This window comes from Streptomyces mashuensis (assembly GCF_014654785.1).
GTDB lineage: Bacteria > Actinomycetota > Actinomycetes > Streptomycetales > Streptomycetaceae > Streptomyces > Streptomyces mashuensis.
The window spans coordinates 1-14,052 of record NZ_BNBD01000013.1; the positions used below are offsets into that span (position 1 = coordinate 1).

General features: G+C 65.9%; 18 protein-coding genes. 9 read left to right on the top strand and 9 right to left on the bottom strand.

Annotated elements, in window-relative coordinates; genetic code table 11:
* The first annotated feature begins 394 nt into the window (after positions 1-394).
* The 7 genes from IE305_RS25400 (at position 395) to IE305_RS25420 (ending at position 3,499) form a co-directional block, all read left to right on the top strand.
* Positions 395-625 (top strand): hypothetical protein, encoded by a 231-nt coding sequence (locus tag IE305_RS25400; protein ID WP_190132081.1) that lies wholly within the window; start codon positions 395-397, stop codon positions 623-625.
* The gene (locus IE305_RS25405) at positions 606-1,133 is read left to right on the top strand and encodes a DUF6879 family protein (protein ID WP_185945622.1); all 528 of its coding nucleotides are present in this window, start codon (positions 606-608) and stop codon (positions 1,131-1,133) included. Before IE305_RS25400 ends, IE305_RS25405 begins: the two co-directional genes overlap by 20 nt.
* A gap of 18 nt (positions 1,134-1,151) precedes the next feature.
* Entirely contained in the window at positions 1,152-1,991 is an 840-nt protein-coding gene (locus IE305_RS25410) for a DUF5753 domain-containing protein (protein ID WP_190132082.1), read from the top strand.
* Between the two features lie 407 nt (positions 1,992-2,398).
* Positions 2,399-2,635 (top strand): DUF7848 domain-containing protein, encoded by a 237-nt coding sequence (locus tag IE305_RS33900; protein ID WP_444546175.1) that lies wholly within the window; start codon positions 2,399-2,401, stop codon positions 2,633-2,635.
* Positions 2,636-2,712: 77 nt separating this feature from the next.
* Complete coding sequence (locus tag IE305_RS25415) at positions 2,713-2,922, top strand: DUF397 domain-containing protein (protein ID WP_190132083.1); 210 nt, start codon at positions 2,713-2,715, stop codon at positions 2,920-2,922.
* 248 nt (positions 2,923-3,170) lie between these two features.
* On the top strand, positions 3,171-3,305 hold the full coding sequence (locus IE305_RS33565) for a hypothetical protein (RefSeq protein WP_268255949.1): 135 nt from the start codon (positions 3,171-3,173) through the stop codon (positions 3,303-3,305).
* A 5-nt stretch (positions 3,306-3,310) separates the two neighbouring features.
* Positions 3,311-3,499 carry a hypothetical protein gene (locus IE305_RS25420; RefSeq protein WP_190132084.1) on the top strand — a complete coding sequence of 63 codons (189 nt, stop codon included), beginning with the start codon at positions 3,311-3,313 and terminating at the stop codon, positions 3,497-3,499.
* 58 nt (positions 3,500-3,557) lie between these two features.
* On the opposite strand, the gene IE305_RS25425 is transcribed toward IE305_RS25420, so the two are convergent.
* From IE305_RS25425 to IE305_RS25460, 8 genes are all read right to left on the bottom strand, one after another.
* Positions 3,558-4,952, bottom strand: coding sequence for a DUF3987 domain-containing protein (locus IE305_RS25425; RefSeq protein ID WP_190132085.1), 1,395 nt, complete (start codon positions 4,950-4,952; stop codon positions 3,558-3,560).
* Positions 4,949-5,335 (bottom strand): hypothetical protein, encoded by a 387-nt coding sequence (locus tag IE305_RS25430; RefSeq protein WP_190132223.1) that lies wholly within the window; start codon positions 5,333-5,335, stop codon positions 4,949-4,951. The genes IE305_RS25425 and IE305_RS25430 overlap by 4 nt, the downstream gene beginning before the upstream one ends.
* Before the next feature lie 14 nt (positions 5,336-5,349).
* A complete protein-coding gene (locus tag IE305_RS25435) occupies positions 5,350-6,114 on the bottom strand; it encodes an Lsr2 family DNA-binding protein (protein WP_190132086.1) in 765 nt (254 codons plus the stop codon).
* A 523-nt stretch (positions 6,115-6,637) separates the two neighbouring features.
* On the bottom strand, positions 6,638-7,549 hold the full coding sequence (locus IE305_RS25440; RefSeq protein WP_190132087.1) for a phage major capsid protein: 912 nt from the start codon (positions 7,547-7,549) through the stop codon (positions 6,638-6,640).
* 14 nt (positions 7,550-7,563) lie between these two features.
* Positions 7,564-7,971, bottom strand: a complete 408-nt coding sequence (locus tag IE305_RS25445; protein ID WP_190132088.1) for a hypothetical protein — start codon at positions 7,969-7,971, stop codon at positions 7,564-7,566.
* A gap of 311 nt (positions 7,972-8,282) precedes the next feature.
* Complete coding sequence (locus tag IE305_RS25450) at positions 8,283-8,975, bottom strand: hypothetical protein (RefSeq protein WP_190132089.1); 693 nt, start codon at positions 8,973-8,975, stop codon at positions 8,283-8,285.
* A gap of 62 nt (positions 8,976-9,037) precedes the next feature.
* Positions 9,038-9,253 carry a helix-turn-helix domain-containing protein gene (locus tag IE305_RS25455; RefSeq protein ID WP_308440274.1) on the bottom strand — a complete coding sequence of 72 codons (216 nt, stop codon included), beginning with the start codon at positions 9,251-9,253 and terminating at the stop codon, positions 9,038-9,040.
* 20 nt (positions 9,254-9,273) lie between these two features.
* Positions 9,274-9,822, bottom strand: a complete 549-nt coding sequence (locus IE305_RS25460; protein ID WP_180990181.1) for a hypothetical protein — start codon at positions 9,820-9,822, stop codon at positions 9,274-9,276.
* A gap of 117 nt (positions 9,823-9,939) precedes the next feature.
* Between IE305_RS25460 and IE305_RS25465 the strand changes: the two genes are divergently transcribed.
* Entirely contained in the window at positions 9,940-11,118 is a 1,179-nt protein-coding gene (locus tag IE305_RS25465; protein ID WP_190132090.1) for a tyrosine-type recombinase/integrase, read from the top strand.
* Positions 11,119-11,315: 197 nt separating this feature from the next.
* Here the strand turns inward: IE305_RS25465 and IE305_RS25470 are convergent, their stop codons facing one another.
* Positions 11,316-12,476: an acyl-CoA dehydrogenase family protein gene (locus IE305_RS25470; RefSeq protein ID WP_190132091.1), complete on the bottom strand. Its 1,161-nt coding sequence runs from the start codon at positions 12,474-12,476 to the stop codon at positions 11,316-11,318.
* 230 nt (positions 12,477-12,706) lie between these two features.
* Here IE305_RS25470 and IE305_RS25475 point away from each other — a divergent pair, with 230 nt between their 5' ends.
* Positions 12,707-14,047 (top strand): UDP-glucose dehydrogenase family protein, encoded by a 1,341-nt coding sequence (locus tag IE305_RS25475; RefSeq protein ID WP_190132092.1) that lies wholly within the window; start codon positions 12,707-12,709, stop codon positions 14,045-14,047.
* The last annotated feature ends 5 nt before the right edge of the window (positions 14,048-14,052 follow it).

A 14,052-nucleotide genomic window follows, 5' to 3' on the forward strand; every position in this document is an offset into this window, starting at 1 on the left:
CGCCGAGCTCACGCTCGGCGGGGCGAAGTAGGACCAGCCCCCGAATTCGCCAACAGCGTCGCAGGAGCACCGGGGGCCGTGTCGGCGAGCCGCCTGCTACGGCAGGTTGCGCGCCATGACGATGCGCTGGACCTGGTTCGTGCCCTCGTAGATCTGCGTGCTTTACCGGTCATACGGCTCTGACCTGCAAGAACACCCCCTTACAAGGGGCCTCCCCCAGGATTTCCCCATGATCACGAGGGTTAGTTCCCTGGTCAGGAGACTGCGGTGACGTCGACGTCCCGCGTTGCGCACCCAGGCTCGACCACTGGCCTCTTGACCCGGCCACTCCCAAGGACGAGGGTCGTGTAACAGACTGCAACGCAGCGCAACACTCGTAGTAGGAGGGCGCACCATGGGTTACACCTTCATCGGCAAAGACCCCGAGTCCGACGTGAACGGGTGCCCGGCGGTTTGGGTGGATGACGACCGGCGGCTACTCGTGCAGGGGCGGCGAGCGGGGGACGACGTTCAGGCTCGGACGGTGGCTGACTCGCCGCGAGCCGAGGATGAGACGCTGATCGTCCTGGAACCGAGGATGATCCCGCTTCTCAAGGAGGCTATCCGTGTCGCAGAGTCTGGCTGAGTTCGCCAATCTGCTTCGGCAGTGTGAGCGCTCAGCAGTGCACCTTGAGACCCGCGACGCATACGCCGTCCCCGGGGAACACCCTGCCTTCGACGCCTGGCTGGCAGGGGAGCGGAAGAACTGGGACGACCGTTCGTCGTGGTGGCGCGATGACTGGCACGGCCTCATCCAGGACGTGACCGCCCGAGGTGTGGCGGTGCGCCGGGCGCGGGTGGTCGGTGAGCCTGTCTCGGACTACATCAAGTGGGAGCACTACGTCACCTACGGCAACGTCGCTTGCGGGGAGGAAGTCCGATGGCTGCCCCGTAGGCAGGCATCGGACCTGCTGCTGCCGGGGAACGACTTCTGGCTTTTCGACGGCAAGCTAGTCCAGTTCAACGTCTTTGACGGTGACGGCCGTTGGATGCACACCGACTTCACGGAAGACGCGGCCGTGGCAGCGCGATGTGCTGACATGTTCGAGGCAGTTTGGGAGCGAGCTGTCCCGCACGACAAGTACAACGTCTAACAGAACAGCGGCCAGTCCATGACCTCACCTCTGTCGACGGCTGAAGAGGCCCATAAGGCAGTTGCCGACCGGCTCACCCGCATGATGGAAGACGCCGATCTATCGGGGGCCCGGCTGGCCGCTCTCTGCGGCTGGGACCGCTCCAAGACCCACCGGATCATCAACCGGAAGACGATCCCGAAGCCCGCCGACATCCGCGCATGGTGCACGGCATGCGGAAGGCCCGAAGAAGCCGAAGCGCTGATCGATACCACACGCACGGCCAAGACCCTGTACGTCCAGTGGACCCAGTACCTGAAGGGCGGCCTCAGCAAGGCTCAGCGCAACGGCATCTACCAGGAGACACGTTCCTTCCGCGTGTACAGCTGCGGAGTCCTCCCCGGCATGCTTCAGACGGAAGCGTACGCCCGGGGCATCCTCCGTACGATCCGTCGCTTCAGGAGCCTTCCCGACGACGTTGAGGACGCCGTGCAGGCGCGACTGGAACGCTCGGACGCCACTCTCCGGAGCAATCAAGTATCTGTTCTCATCGAAGAGTCGGCCCTGTACATGCCGATGACCGACCGCCCGCAGCATGCGGAGCAACTGGAACACTTCCTGTCCGTCATCGGACGCCCCAACCTGGCTTTCGGGATCATCCCCCACATGTCGCGCCGCCCGGTATGGCCCCTTGAGTCCTTCTACGCATTCGATGATCGGGAAGTTCAGGTAGAGACCCTGACGGCCATGGTCCGGGTGACGAACCGAGCCGAGGTCGGCGCGTACCTCAGCGCGTTCGTTCAGTTGGGACGAGCCGCTGCGTACGGCTCACAAGCCAAAGCCCTGATCAGAAGGGCCCTCGACGCTATCGGGGCGTGAAGACGTACAACGTCGTGCAACATCGGCCCTGCCAGGCTGCCCACTTTCCTACTGTCCCTCTCACGGCGAAGTCACCGGAGAGGGCGAGCCATGGTGAGCGACGGCAAGGCGTGCGACGACAGGGCAACTGACCACATGGACAGCGGGGAGACCCGGCGGTTCCTGTCCCGTCTCTCCGGGGCTCTGGGCGCTACCGGTGTGCTCCTGGTGCAAAAAGTTGATCCGGGGCCGGAGGGTGCCGACCTGGTGCCGGGATCCGGGTTGCGCTGGCCGAAGTGCGAGTGCGGTAGCCCCAAGTGCCCTGACTACGACCCTACGGCCGGCCGTCCCGGTGAGGAACTGCGCGCCAGGGTCGCCGAGGCCAACAGATGGAGTCGTAGGAGCGGACTGTGAGCATTAAGGCGGTCATGCGGTACGTGGTGCACCGGATCACTGAGCACCCCGATACGGACGTGACCTTCGAGGCCGAGTGCCTCCACTGCAAGTGGAAGGCGACTCCTGCTGACGACTCAGCAACCGTCGACGTGGAGTGCATGAGCCACACGGGCCGGTCCGGCCACTCCGGCTTTCGGCGCATACGCACCTCCTTCGCGATGGTGGTACGCGCCGAGCAGAGGCCCTTGCCCCGACCGCGGGATCCCTGAACAGGTTGAGCGGCCAGGGCGGGTTGCACGACGGCGCGGGGACCGCATCCCCGCATGTACGACGAAGGGATAAGCACGTGAGCGCAGTCCCCGAGTTCGAGTTCCGCACGTCCAACGCGTGCAAGTACAACAACAACGACCCGCGCTGTGTCGAGGTGGCGACCAACGTCCCCGGCAAGGTGGCGGTCCGCAACTCCGCCACCGGTCACACGGTGGAGTTCACGGCCATCGAGTGGAGCGACTTCCTCAGCGGTGCCAAGCTGGGAGAGTTCGACGTGGCCGCGTAAGGAGTCGTCATGCAGCAGTGCCCACGGTGCGGCGGTAGCGCGGAACCCGATCCGGAGCACTCCGGGGTGATGCGCTGCATGTCGTGCTGGGAAGTGTGGGCACTGCCCGCTGACCGGTCGTGTCCGGGCTACCGGCCGACGCTCAACGCTGCGTTGCGGCGGCTGGAAGAGTCCCGGGACCTGAACCGCTGAGCAACCAAAGGTATGCCCTACCGCAATCACGTTCGACGGACGGGAGCATCGCAAGAATGGGTAAGAAGAACGAAGACGACTGGGACCCGCACGCCAACCATGATCAGGCGACCGATCCTGACACCCGTGTCTCTCAGAACGGTGATGTGCACAGCAGCATGGCGGACGACGAGGACCGCGAAGGGAAGTAGCGCCCGTGATCCACGGCGAGAACCTGGCGAAAGACCTCCGGCGTGATCACGGCTTCATCCACGTCGGACGCACCAGGGACGGTAACGCCGTGGTCATGCGCAAGGGCGACAAGTGGACCGTCGTCCCGCTTCGCTGGCTCACTGAAGAGGCCGTGGACACCATCAAGGCCCAGGCCGGAATCAGCCTCGTATGAGTCCCGAACGAAGGAACGCCCCCGCCGAATGGCGGGGGCGTTCTGTTGATTCGAGCGCTCAGAGCAGAGCGCGGAACGGGTTGTCAGCCAGAGCAGGAACCGGAACGGCGGACCGCTTCACCAGTTCCGGCGCCGGGGCGGGGGCCGTGGCCTCCTTGGGTGCCGGGCGGTAGGCGTCGAGCTGGACGACCGTAGCGCGGTTCACCTCCCGTTCCGGGGCGGCCGGCATGGGCTCCCGAGAATGGGAGACCGGTTCCGGTGCGAGGTCGGAACGGTCACCGCGGATCGTGAAAACGGTGGCCGGCCGACCGGTCCTCCCCGACCGTTCCACGGTGACGACGATTCCGGGCAGTGCCTTGACCTCTTCGGCCGTGGCCCCGACGTAGGGGAGGATCTGTGAGGAGATGGCCCGTCCACCGTGCATCTCGATCCGGGCCCGGACCTTGTCCGCGAGGCTGAGCGGCTGCCGCTTCACCTTCGGAATGTCGGCCCCCTTGCTGATCCGGACCGCGTCCTGAACGGAGCGCCGCACGAGGGAGAACGCGGCCGACAGCATGTCTTCCGTGATGATCTCGGAGCACTCGGCGGCGGCCAGGCAGGCCGCGACCCTGAGCGTCTGCTCTGCGGTCCGTTCGATGAGCACGGCCTGTGCTTCCGGCAGCGTCTCGCCCAGGATGCGGGCATAGCGCCTTACTATCCGCCACAGGGGCCGAGCGTCCTCGGAGAGGGTGATCACGCGGGGGCAGGCGGTGGCCCATCCGTAGGCGTCGGACAGTTCGGAGCTGTCCACCTTCGGCAGGCTCACGCGGTCATCGTCCAGCATCGGGACCGACCCGAGGAGGAAGGGCAGGATGCGGTTGTACGAGCCTCCGGCCGCGTCCGACTCGCCCACGTACTTGGCCCAGTCCGACGGCGTGATGTGGGAGTGGAGCACCATGGCCGGGTCTCGGACTTCCTGAGCCTCTTCCTTGGTGATATTCCGCAGCGTCGTCCCGTCCCAGGCAGCGCGGAGCTTGGTGGTGAATGACGGGTCACGCTTGACCCGCTTCAAAACCTCGGTCCATTCCTCTTCAACCGCCAGGGCCCGCACGTCCCGGCCGTGTTCGGTCTCCGCCGTTGCTTCCTGCTGCTCCCACAGGTGGTTGACCAGGCTGGCACCGGACGTGATGCCGGAAGTGGTGTGAGTGGTGAGGAACCGGCCCAGGGGCTTGTCCAAGACGTGAAGCGCGGCCCGCAGCGCGGTTCCCTTCCCCCTGCCCGTTCCGGCCACCAGCGCAGACCACAGCAAGAGGGGCCGTGCGGAGCCACGGGAGGATACCTTGACCGTGCCGCCGATGGCGGCCGACCACATCGACAGAACGGCGACGTAGATACCGAGCGGATCGGTTTCCGCGAACGGGGCGATCTTGCGGACGGCGCGGCCGATCGGACCGTAGAAGACAGGGGTGCTCATGCTGCCTTTGCTTCCTGGGAGTTGGCTCGGTTGCGGAGGGAGACGACGGGCCGCCACCGGCCCCCGTCCTTGGTCTGAAAGTGCGGTTCCTTGGCTGTCTTCCGCAGCAGGGGGAGCACGTCTCCCCCGTCCGCCGGAACAATCACGGCGGTACAGCGCGGCACCCTGTTCATCGGGACATGTCGCCTCACGGTGGCGACCGACAGCGGGTCACTGCTCACGACGCCTGTACGGCGCTTGCCCTTGGGCGTGGTCCAGGTGACCCAGGAACCGGGGGTGCAGTCGCCCTTGGACGGTTTGGACTCGGCCCCGTAGCCCTTGGCGCTCTTCCACACACTCAGGTCGTGGGGCCGGGGGTGACGGCCGCCGAGTGCGGCCGTCACCGTGGGCGCGGCACTCAGGCCGCTGCCGCTTTTCCCTGCACAGGCTCCCTGTGCGCCAGCTCGTACGCGTGCCGGACGTTCATCGGGACTCGCCCCTGGGCAGGCAGCTTCGGCCACCCGTTCTCACGGGCCCATGCCCGGATGACCTTGTTACGCTCCCGGTCGCTCATGCCCGACCGGTCCACCTTGGCAGGCTCGGGAAGCGGGTCGCCACCGGACAACTCACCGGCCCGAACCGCCGACTTGAAGCGGCCCGGTTCGCGCACGTCCATGCACGGGATGCCACGCTCGGCAGCATCCCGCAGCTTGGTTGCGTTGCGGTCGCCCCCCTCACCCAGGATCAGCAACACGGTGGACTCATCAGCGCGGCCCACCACTTCGTAGCCCAGGTTCCGCACAGCCTCACGGGCCGTGTCCCAGTCGTACCCCGGTACCTCACCCGCGATCATCACGGATCGCACAGGCTCAGGCTCGCTCGCTTCCTCGCTCACATCTGGTTCATCGCACTCCGCCACGACAGGCGACGGCTCAGCCACGGGCGCCGGGGCAGGCTCAGTAACCGGGACACTCACCGGCTCAGGCTCAGCCGTCTCCCCCTCAGACGGAGCGCCGAGCGCATCGCAGAGGTAGCGGCCAAAGATGACGTTGTGTTCCAAGCAGAGGTCCCAGGAATGGCGCCCCAGTGTCAGGGTGTCTGTTGCTTCTACCTCAGAACCGTCACGTGCTATGTGGGCGTCGCACAGAACCTTTTCAACGGGCATGAGAACGGTCTTACGCATGGCGCGGCAATCCTTTGATTCGGGCTGGGCAGGTGAAGTCTCAGTGAGTGGCCGGAGCGCTGCTCTAACGGCCGTCCGCATTCGTCACTGCGGTGCGAGATCAACTCTGCCCTCCCCGTATCACGAAATGATCACGGAAAGATTTCTAGATCATTACTCTCATGAATGTGACACGGGGGTAATGTGAATTGGATAGGAAATAGGACCCACCGGGGGTGCCTTCCTCTGACCGTGTACGGGTATCAAATTCTCGGGAATTGGTCCCGTAATCTAGATTCTGACGCATGGATCACGTCAGGCCGCTGTGTGACGGGTAAAACTTCACGCCACGAACCCCGAGTTAGAGCCTTCCTCGCTCCGGCAAAGTAAAAAGTGCCGCCTCTGGTGTCACGGAAACACGGAAATGACACCTAGAGTCGCGAGTCATGCCCTTTCCGTCGATGGCCAGCGCGGGCTCAGGAAAACGGAGAGCGAATGAAAACGGGCCCCCACTCCATTGGCGGGGGCCCGAAACAATCCGGAGTTAGGCCGCGGTGGCCCATTCCACAGCCGCGCGGAAAATGCCCTTAGTCGGCTTACTCTCGTCGAAGGTGTTGTCGGCCTTCTTGGTGTCCAGCTCCGGGTACCGCACGATCTTGCCGCCGTACAGGTGAAGGGTGTCGATGTAGTCGGCGCGGTACTTCTCCGACTGGCCCTCACGGAAGCCCGTGAACTGGCTCGCGTACGTGGCGAACTCCTTGTGCCCGGCCACGATGTCCACGCCCTTGGGCATGGCCGTAGTACTCAGGATGGTGAACCCGGCCAGCTTGGCGACGACGCCATTCGCGGTCACACCGCCTTCGCCGTACGCCGCAGCATTGGCAACGGCCGGATGCTCGATCAGGTACCGCTTCACGCGGGGCGAGACGACCGCGTAACGACCTGCCGGGATGTCGTTGTCGTCCAGGGCCAGCATCATGTCCAGGACCGCGCCGTAGAGCGCCTGAGGGGCGTTCTGCGCCGTCACCTTGACACTCGGCAGGGCGGTGGCGCCCTTGGCGATGATGTCCCCCATGAAGGTGTCGGCCTCACGGGCAAGGGAGCGGATCATCTGCTGATTGATCGGGGAGTTGAGGCCGCTGGCGAGCTGGATGCGCTCGGCGTCCTCCACAAGCACCTGAAGGTACTTCGCCTCAGTGATCGGGAGCTTCTGATCAACGGTCTCCGGCCGCTGGGAGGTCATACCGTCCGGGAGCTGGTAATCCCCAACAGAGGGCCGAAGAAGACTGTTGATGTGGACAACATCGCCCTTCTTCCGAATGTCGCCCTCATACTTGTTGTTGGAGACGATCGGGGAAGCCCAGACCAGCAGCGGGTCAAACTGGGTCAGCAGCTCGGCATTCCAGATCTCCGGGACGAAGGTGTGAGAGGCAGGGTTCTGGTAGGCAAAAGTCATGCGGATACTCCTGGTTAGCGGTTACGAGCGTCGAGGGAGACGGAACTACGCGCGCCGATGCCGCTGTAGTGGCCCATCCCCATGATTTGCGGGAACTTCGGCTCCGGCTCGGCCTGAAAGGGCTTGAGTGCCAGCGCGATAGCCTCTGCGTCGGGCTCGCCGTCCTCCCCGAGGAGCTTGGAAAGGTCGAGAAGGTCAATGAACCCGTCGGGAAAATCCACACCGGCCTTGGCGGCCTCGGCCCTCAGTTCGGCCTGGGCCAGCCGCCCCGCATACTCCCGCTGGATCTCGGCCCGAATCGCCTCGGCAGGGTCGGGAGCACTGGCGGGTTCAGGTTCGGCCGGCGGGGCCTCGAAAGCCTCGGCCGCATCGAGAGTGGCCGGGTTCTCCGGAGTCTCGGAAATCTGTACTGCGTCGCTCATGGGCGACACCTCCTCAAGATCTAATCAAGCTAGGAAGTAGAGTCAGACTGGGCCGCCTTGAGAGCGGCCCTCTACCTCACAAGAGGACAACGTAAGAGAAACACTGCCCCCCTTGCCCCCCACTGTGAACGTGATCAGCAGGAAGTAAGGGAGGTCAGTGTTTTCTCTCCGTTGTGCCCCTCACAGGGAGGTATCCGCAGAGCCTCATGACGACTTAGGAACTGCCCGGCCGCTAGGCCGTGCCAGAGGCACACCGCCGAGTGTGCATGGCCCCAGAGAGAACGCCTCTCCACAGACTCTGAATAAATGCTTCACAGAGCCTGAGGGACGTTTAGCGTCTCCCATACATCCCGGGACTGCTGGTACTGGTCGGTGCTCTTGCCGCCGATCTGCGGAGTCTTCAGCCAGGCCGCTACGGCTGGCTTCTCGCCGTCCGGCCGGTAGGACATGTTTCGGTGAACGCCGACGTATATTCCCTTGCGCCTGAGCCGTTGCGTGTGGCTCTTGGCTGCCCTCTTGTGGGGGTTGCAGTACTTGCGAGGGTTGCCCCTGCCTCGGGCCGCCTCCGAGGCGTACAACGGCTCCTGGCAGGTACCCCATCGGCACGTCTCGGGCGGGAAGTTCCGACACTCCATCGCGAAACCGGAACCGAACACCGCCGAATCGTCTACCGCATCGAGGAGTTGCACGACGGGTTCCGCCGCCTCCAGCCCCGGGCGCTCCCGCATCATGCTTTCCACCGCATGACGCGGTGTCTCCGGGGCGAAGTCGGGTAGCGAAGCGCACAGCGATGTCACTGCCAAAGGAACCATTCCGGTGTGCGCCGCCGCTATCCGCTCGAACTCCATTTCCGGCCGCTGGGTCCACGACCCCGGCCAGTCGTCGCACTTTTCGTCTCCGGCCGCCTCTAGAAGCGTGTCCGCCTTCCGCTCCAACTTGCCCCGACGCTTCTCGTCGGTCGGTGGGATGAACTCGTTCTCGTAGTCATCGCGGGAAACGCTCACACAGGCCCCTCAGGAAATAAAAAGGCCCCCGGTTGCCTCGGGGGCGCTGTCTGTCATGCTGTTCAGTTCTGCCGGTCGAACCACTTCTCTAGATCCGCCGGGCGGCATCGGAGAGACTGGCCGACCTTCCGGAATGGGATCGTCTGCCTCTTCCAGTTGTCGTACACCCACGACTTCGGGACGCTCAGGTAGTCAGCAACATCGCCAACGGTCATCAGCTTGGTCAAAAATTCCTCCGAGAAAAAGAAAACCCCCGATGGCCTCGGGGGCGTGGTCATTTGGGCGCGGAGGAATGGGGCTACTCAGCCTCTCCCGCCTCCGGCATGGAGTCGAGCATGGCCCTGGCCTTGTCGGTCAACTCCCCGCCGGCCTTCCCAGCAAGGGAGCTCAAGTACCCGTCTCTGCGGGCCTTCTTGAGGTGATCCCGCACGGTTTCCGGCCGACGCTCGATCAGCTGCGCCAGCCAATCGACGGGGCGGGTCGCGCCCATGTTCGCCATCTGGACGTACACAGTTGAGAGCACAACCAGGTAAGGAGCCGAGACCCCCTGGCTCGCGAGCAACTGCCCAGCTCCCTTGCCCGTTTCCTCAATCGCCTGGCCGATCTTCCGCGCCCCCTCTTCGAGGCTCGGAGCACGCTCCTGCATCGCGCGGACTGCTTCCGCGAGATCGAGCCTGCGGAGGACGGTCGTGGAAATTCCGCGCGCCACGTCGCGGGCGGGGGCGTTCTCCGCCTGCTCGATGGTGATGCGCTGCGGGCCACCTGTCACCGGCCCGCTCGGCCACCACATACGGATGTCCCACGCGCCTTGGTGCTGCGTGATCTCGAACCCGTTCTCATCTGCCATGGCAAAAACGTACCACAGACAGTGGTCCACCATCAGTTGACAACCATGGGTGGACACGCCAAGACTGACCGCAGGTGGGGCCGACGTGGCCCCCGATCACGGCAGGGACTATCGCCAGTGGCAAAGGCATGGGTAGCGCGCTCCAAGGACGACCCGAAGAAGTGGACAACCTTCTGGTACGACCCGGACGGCAAGCAGCGGCAGAAGTCGTTCGAGACCAAGAAGCGCGCCGACGATCACCGGAAGCGGAAGGAGCAAGAACTAGACGCGGGGACCTACCTGGACGACCGGTTGGGCAAGCAGCCCGTGACTGCCGTCTGGGAGCAGTGGACGAATCAACGGAAGCTGGAGAACAGCACCAAGAAGCAGTACCGCTCGATCCAGAAGACGACGCTCGAACCATTCTTCAAGGCCCGCTCCATCGTGTCCCTGAAGGTTGCGGACATTGAGCAGTGGCTCTTGTGGATGGAGCAGGATCGCAAGCTGTCCGCGCGGACTCGCCGTCAGCGGTTCTCGTTCTTCTCCGGAATGATGGACTGGGCCGTCGTCAACGAGATCATCGGGCGCAATCCGTGCAAGAAGATCAAGCACGCCGGAAGTCGCGCCAAGGAGATCCGCGAGCACAAGAGCAAGGCCCGGCGCCTCACCACGCGGGAAGTGCTGGCCATGCTCGACGGCGCTCCGGCTCGGTACCGAGCAATGCTGTGGCTGATGGCCGGGTGCGGGCTCCGGCTCGGGGAAGCCATGGCCGTCTCTCGGGATCAGATCGACTTCAAGGCCGAGGTGCTGCGCGTCGACTTCCAGATTGCGGAGGACGGGGAGACCGAGTCCGGCAAGAACAGTGCGCTACAGCGGCGGCACATCAAGGCCCGTGACGAGGAGGAGCCCGGCCGGGTGGTGCCGCTGCCGCCCAACGTGGCGTTCGAGCTGCGCAGGCACATCAAGAACCACGGCGTATGGGGGCCAGAGCGTCTGCTGTTCCCGAACGTGACCCGCACCGGGTACCTGTACGCCTCGTACTTCTACCGGCAGATCTGGCTCGTGGCGCTGACCAAGGGAGAGGTGGCGTACTGCAAGCCGCACTCCATGCGGCACTACTACGGATCACGGCTCCTGTACGCAGGTGTCCCCGAGAACGACGTAGCCGACTGGATGGGCCACAGCAGTACGGACGTGCTGCGCGAGCACTACCACTACATCTTCGAGGGAGCCGAGCAGCGCGGACGGGCGGCCATCGCAACGATGCTGACGCCCGGCGCGGACGACCCCACCGAAGGACAGGCGGAAGTCGCCTGACAGAGCCCATGCGAACGACCCCCGGCGCAGAGCCGGGGGTCGTTGTGTTTGTGCAGGTGAGGGGCGGTTTCCCGCCCAGCATCAGCCCAGGATTTCCCCAGCATGACGCCCATGATCAGCCCGAAACGGACCCGAACGGACCGGAAGCCGATCACTGCCCGCGAGCCATCGAAAATGGCCGCTGAACTGCGAAAACCCTACTGCGGCAGGTTCCTCGCCATGACGATCCGCTGGACCTGATTCGTGCCTTCATAAATCTGCGTGATCTTGGCGTCGCGCATCATGCGCTCGACCGGGTAGTCACGGGTGTAGCCGTAGCCGCCGAGGAGCTGGACGGCGTCGGTGGTGACCTCCATGGCCACGTCGGACGCGAAGCACTTGGCGGCGGCGCCCTGGTAGGTGAGGTCGGCGTCGACGCGCTCCGAGGCGGCGGCGGCCTGGTAGGTCAGGGCGCGGGCCGCGGAGATCTTCATGGCCATGTCGGCCAGCATGAACTGGATGCCCTGGAAGTCGCCGATCGGCTTGCCGAACTGCTTGCGCTCCTGGACGTAGCCCTTGGCGTAGTCCAGGGCGCCCTGGGCGATGCCGAGGGCCTGGGCGGCGATGGTGATGCGGGTGTGGTCGAGGGTCTTCATCGCCGTGGCGAAGCCGGTGCCCTCGGCGCCGATCATGCGGTCGGCGGGGATGCGCACGTTGTCGAGGTAGACCTCGCGGGTGGGCGAGCCCTTGATGCCGAGCTTCTTCTCCGGCGCGCCGAAGGAGACGCCCTCGTCCGACTTCTCCACGACGAACGCGGAGATGCCCTTGCTGCGCTTCTCCGGGTCGGTGACGGCCATGACCGTGTAGAAGTCGCTGACGCCGGCGTTGGTGATCCAGCGCTTGACGCCGTTGAGGACCCAGTAGTCGCCGTCGCGCACGGCGCGGGTCTTCATGCCGGCCGCGTCGGAGCCGGCGTCCGGCTCGGACAGGCAGTACGAGAACATCGCGTCGCCCTTGGCGAGCGGGCCCAGGTACTTCTTCTTCAGCTCCTCGGAGCCGGAGAGGACCACGGGCAGCGAGCCGAGCTTGTTGACGGCGGGGATCAGCGAGGACGAGGCGCACACACGGGCGACCTCCTCGATCACGATCACGGTGGCCAGGGCGTCGGCGCCCGCGCCGCCGAACTCCTCCGGCACGTGCACGGCGTGCAGGTCGGCGGCGGTCAGCGCGTCCCGCGCCTCCTGGGGGAAGCGCCCCTCCTCGTCCACCGCGGCGGCGAACGGCGCGATCTTCGCCTCGGCGAGCGAGCGCACGACCTTGCGGAGCTCATCGTGCTCCTCGGACGGCCGGTACAGGTCGAAGTCCTTGTTTCCCGCCAAGGCGTACTCCCCAGAGAGTTAACTACCGTTTAGTAACCCCGATTCTAGGGTCGCCCCCACGGCGCGGACTACGTGAGCTTGCCGACAACGGACGACGACGCGGCGGCGACGCACCGTGACCGGTGATCTCCGGGAGCCTGCCCGGGCCGGGCCCCGACTATGCTCAGGCACCACCGCGGCCTACGGGGGTAGGCGGCGGGACAGCCCCACCGTCACACCTGGAGCACCGCATGGCCCTCAAGATCACCGTGATCGGCACCGGCTACCTCGGCGCCACGCACGCCGCGGCCATGGCCGAGCTCGGGTTCGAGGTGCTGGGCCTGGACGTGGACCCCGCGAAGATCGAGACGCTGTCGCGCGGCGAGGTCCCCATGTACGAACCGGGCCTGGAGGACCTGCTGCGCAAGCACGTCGCCGGCCTGGAGGGCTCCACCGGCCGGCTGCGCTTCACCACCTCCTGGGAGGAGGTCGGCGCGTTCGGCGACGTCCACTTCGTCTGCGTCAACACGCCGCAGAAGCACGGCGAGTACGCCTGCGACATGTCGTACGTCGAAAGCGCCTTCGCCTCGCTGGCCCCGCGCCTGGACCGCCCGGCGCTGGTCGTCGGCAAGTCCACCGTGCCGGTGGGCAGCGCGGCCCGCCTCGCCCGCGTGCTCACCGACCTGGCCCCGGCCGGGGCGGACGTGGAACTGGCCTGGAACCCGGAGTTCCTGCGCGAGGGCTTCGCCGTGCAGGACACGCTGCACCCCGACCGCATCGTCGTCGGCGTCGCGGGCGAACGCGCCGAGAAGCTGCTGCGCGAGGTGTACGCCACGCCCATCGGCGAGGGCTCGCCGTTCGTGGTCGCCGACTACGCCACCGCCGAGCTGGTGAAGACCGCCGCGAACTCCTTCCTCGCCACGAAGATCTCCTTCATCAACGCGATGGCCGAGGTCTGCGAGGCCGCCGGCGGCGACGTGGCCAAGCTGGCCGAGGCGATCGGCCACGACGAGCGCATCGGCAAGAAGTTCCTCCGCGCCGGCATCGGCTTCGGCGGCGGCTGCCTGCCGAAGGACATCCGCGCCTTCATGGCCCGCGCCGGCGAACTGGGCGCCGACCAGGCGCTGACCTTCCTCCGCGAGGTCGACTCCATCAACATGCGCCGCCGCGGCCACATGGTCGAGCTCGCCCGCGAGGCGGTCGGCGGCGGCTTCCTCGGCCGCCGCGTGGCGGTCCTCGGCGCGACGTTCAAGCCCGACTCCGACGACGTCCGCGACTCCCCCGCGCTCAACGTCGCCGGCCAGATCCACCTCCAGGGCGGCCAGGTCACGATCTACGACCCCAAGGGCATGGAGAACGCGCGCCGGGTCTTCCCCACCCTGGCCTACGCGCCGAGCGCGCTGGAGGCGTGCCGGGGGGCGGACGTGGTGCTGCATCTCACGGAGTGGCGGGAGTTCCGCGACCTGGACGTGGCGGCCCTCGGCGAGGTCGTGGCCGAGCGCCACATCCTCGACGGCCGCAACGCCCTCGACCCGGAGGTCTGGCGGGCGGCGGGCTGGACGTACCGCGCGATGGGGCGGCCGACGGCGTAACCGCC